Source organism: Mesorhizobium sp. M0276, assembly GCF_040321755.1.
GTDB lineage: Bacteria > Pseudomonadota > Alphaproteobacteria > Rhizobiales > Rhizobiaceae > Mesorhizobium.
Genome location: NZ_JAMYSC010000127.1, coordinates 1 through 3,964, shown reverse-complemented (window position 1 = coordinate 3,964; position 3,964 = coordinate 1). Strand labels below are relative to the sequence as shown.

At 58.1% G+C, this 3,964-nt stretch carries 1 protein-coding gene and 2 pseudogenes; 1 reads left to right on the top strand and 2 read right to left on the bottom strand.

Going from position 1 to position 3,964, the window contains the following annotated elements:
• Positions 1-656 precede the first annotated feature (656 nt).
• Complete coding sequence (locus NKJ01_RS35945; RefSeq protein WP_352735314.1) at positions 657-1,460, bottom strand: formyltransferase family protein; 804 nt, start codon at positions 1,458-1,460, stop codon at positions 657-659.
• Between the two features lie 525 nt (positions 1,461-1,985).
• A pseudogene (locus NKJ01_RS35940) lies at positions 1,986-2,552 on the bottom strand (transposase); the annotation flags it as partial.
• Positions 2,553-2,644: 92 nt separating this feature from the next.
• Here NKJ01_RS35940 and NKJ01_RS35935 point away from each other — a divergent pair.
• Positions 2,645-3,671 (top strand): annotated as a pseudogene (locus tag NKJ01_RS35935) (IS110 family RNA-guided transposase).
• Positions 3,672-3,964 lie beyond the last annotated feature (293 nt).

Genomic DNA, 3,964 nt, shown 5'->3' with positions numbered 1-3,964 from the left:
CGCGATTTCCATTGGCGGAAAGCCTGCTCGCCATCACGCATCCGGCCGAACCCCCACCGACGACAATGTAGTCGAAAACCAATGCTAGGTCTCCCTTCCCATCCGTATGCCCCGACGAGGGTAGCAAGTGTTAATAGGCTGCTTCAGCAAAGTGCCTCCTGTACCTCAGAAAATCCACACTCCACGACAGTAGTTGGCGAGAGGTCGAGAATCAGCTAAAATGTAACATGCTATTGTAGATACACGCGGCCCTCCCACCCGTTGGCCATAAGCTGGGCAGAGACGTGGTGTGAGAGGGGGGCCGAGCGACTCGAATAGTGTTGCGCAGGTGGCCTGCGGGACGGCAGATGCGTCGACATGCGCCTGTTTGAGGTGGCTTGGCCCCGACAAGTGGTCTCAAGGGGAAAGAGGAACTTGCCAATCTGCGGCGCGCGAAAAAGGGTGAGGTATCGCCCACTTGCGACGCGCATTTGCGTTGAAATTTCACGACTCACGTGAAAGTCGAAAAAGCCTTTGGCTATATGCGCCGGTACACAGGGGCGACGTGTGACAGCGCACGCTCGCCGAAACGCTTCAATACGCTGGTTCCCGAGGCAAAAGGCCGAGAATAGGACCGCAACCTGGCGATTCCACACATAACTACTCAGCGTAACTACTCAGCGTAGCTTCAGGCCGACAAGATCGCTGACACTCACAAGTCGTTCGAGAGTCTGAACCCTCTCAACGAGCCATTTCGGAGGCGTTATGAGAGGTGGAAGGTATAAGGCACGATAAAGCTGCTCGAGTTGTTCCGCGCTACGCGGAACGTCCGGTGTCTCCAAGAGTTCGCGGGTCATGCGCGTGGTATAGAGGCGAGCCTCACGCTTACCCTCAGCTATAAGCGCGGCTTGGGACTGCGGGGTAGCGGATCGGTCCAACAGGCGGAGCCAAACCTCGCAGAAGAGCGCGTATCCATAAAGCTGCGCTCTGTTATCTAGTGAGAGAGCTGTTTCCGAGAGCAGGATAGGAAACCGCAACTCACCAATAATATCCCCCCCATCGAGCTGCTCCGAAAGGTTGTGGACGGTCACTCCGAAGCTCTGGTCGCCATTAAGTATGGCGTGCGTCCGCCCATCACTGCCACGATATTCGGGAAGGGGAGCCGGATGCAGATTGATTCCTCCTCGATCGAACTGTGCAAGGATACGGGCGGGAAAGATAGTGGACCAAAGCACGCTTACGAGAAAACCTCCATGATGGGTAATGTCGTCCATTGACTCCAAATATGGTATATCGAATCGATCTGCGACTTCCCAAAGCTCTTCGCGCGTTTCGCTGCTCCACCATGTTTTCTCGTTCCGGGACGCCCCAAGGATAGCCGAGACTAGCTCCTTGCCGCAAGTCTCGATGATAAACAGGATGCAGCGGGTTGCGAGGCCTCGGGTGCCAGCAAATACGAGCCCATTATTCAAAATCGACATATTATGAACCTCATACATTCTTGCGGCGGTGCATCAGCCACTCTCATTAAGGTGTTCAAAATTTCGATCCCGAAGGGGGCGATATTTGGTTCGCCGAGTTCGGTCATGATGCTTTCCGTTCGCGTCCGCATCGCGGGAAATCGAAAGATCGGCGATACGCGGTCCCTCGAAACCACTCTTCATGAAGGGTCCGACGCATGAGCGCGCTCGTGTGTGTGTGTCGGAATGAAAGCGAGACTTTGTGATTTTGCGGATCGAGGCATGCGCGCCGAGACTCTTCATTTGGCTGGAGGAGAGGGGTTCTTGCCAGCGTCGAGCGCGGACGTCATCGTGAGATGCATAACGAAAATCCCAGCTGTCCAGCAAGTTTGCTGACGTGTTACAATATGCAAAGTTGACAGCATTCGTAAGATTCGTGAACTACCATTTCTAGTAGTTTGCGGGAGAACAAGAATTTTGTGATGTGCACAAAACAACGAGCAAGGCCTCGATCTGGACCCTCTTCATGATGTTCCCTTGCTCGGGGTGCAGGCGGATTTGGGTTTTCATCTCGACCACGCGAGAGGCGATCTTGATGAGGCGCAGTCGCAGCGTGTCGAATTGGGCGACGGCAAAGCTCGAGCGCTTCGGCATCGCGGCGTGCAGGCCCCAAATGAGCCAGTGGGCGCCGGCATGCAGGAACAGCCGGAACTGGTTGGCCGTCGCTCTTGTGCAGGATGTGCGGTCGGCGGCAAGATGCGTCTTCCACGACTTGATGTGGTTCTCGGCGGCGCCACGCCGGCAGTAGACATCCTCGTAGAGCGCCTTGGCCTTCCCGCCTGCAAGGTTGGTGACGATGAAACGGGTATCGGTACCTTGGGCGCCGACCTCGACCAGCGCTATGATGCGCTCGACGCGGCTCCAGCTGGCGGCGCCGTCAACGCACTTCTTGAACCTGCGGACCTTGTTAGTCTTCAACGCTTCAAAGCGCGCCATCGTGCTGCTCTCCAGGTCCGCGACATGCTTGCGCAGGGTCCTGGTGGGCGCCACGCCGAGGATGAAGTCGACGTCGTTGGCGCGGCACCAGTCGATGACCTGCGGGCTGCAATAATGATGGAGTGAATGGCTCCTGCTCCCGGGCATCAAGGTGCCAGATGGTAGGTTGTGTAGTGACCACAGACCCACAGTCGAAAGGAGCCATCCATATGAAGATTACCACGATCGGCCTGGATTTGGCCAAGAACGTCTTTCAGGTTCACGGTGTCGATGCCGAGGGGAACGCCACTGTCCGGCGCCGGCTACGTTGGAAAGAGGTTCTTTTGTTCTTCGGCCGCCTCGAGCCATGCCTCGTCGGATTGGAAGCCTGCGGATCGGCACATTTTTGGGCGCGGGAGCTTGTGGCTCTCGGACACAGTGTTCGCATCATGCCGCTCTCCTACGTGAGGCCTATGTCCGGCGTGGCAAGAAGAACGACGCGGCTGACGCGCCGCGATCTGCGAGGCTGTGACGCGGCCGAACATGCGCTTCGTGCCGATCAAGACCGAAGTCCAGCAGACGGCGCTGATGCTTCACAAATCGCGCGATCTCCTGATCCGCCAGCAGAACGTGCTGGTCAACGCCGTCCGCGGGCACGCCGCCGAACTTGGCCTCGTCGCCGCGCAGGGACGCGGAAAGGTTGAAGACATCATCGCCGCAGTCGAGGCCGACAACGACGATAGCCTGCCGACTTTGGCAAAGGCAGCCTTGAGACCGCTCGTTGCGCAATTGCGCACAAACGAAAAAGCGATTGCCGAGCTCGACGCCGAGATCAAGGCCTGGCACACGCAGAACGAAATGAGCCGGCGACTGGCGACGATCCCCGGGGTAGGGCTGCTGACCGCATCCGCTATTGCGGCGACGGTTCCCGATCCTTCCTTCTTCCGGTCTGGTCGCGAGTTCGCGGCATGGCTGGGCCTCGTCCCTCGGCAGAACTCGAGTGGCGGCAAAGAGCGGCTGGGCCGGATCTCAAAGCAGGGCAACCGCTATATCCGGCGCATGCTGGTGATTGGCGCGACTGGCATGCTTCGCTACGGGCGAGCAAAAAGCGCGCCTGGCGCGCAATGGGTCAATGGTCTGCTTGAGCGTCGCTCGCCGCGTCTGGTTACGGTCGCTATGGCCAACAAGATGGCTCGGATCGCATGGGCGATCATGACGAGGCAGGAAACCTTCAGGGTACCCGCGACAGCGGCGTAGCAGGAGGATCACGGATTAGTTGAGATAGGGGCGCCGCAAATGAGTAGCGACTGTAGAGGCTGCGCGGCAGGGCTCTCACCTCGGACCCTGCTCATCGCCACGCGGTCACCCATGCGCAACAGGAGAATATCGCAAATCCGATCAAAAAGCTCTTGTCGATCACATCAGTAGTCACGGGTGCCTTGCCTTGGTCGTCCGGTGTTCGATGTCGTCGCCCTTGCAAGGAAGTTGCTCGTGGCGCTGTGGAAATATGTGACCGCGGGCGTCGTCATCGAAGGTGCCGTCATGAAGGC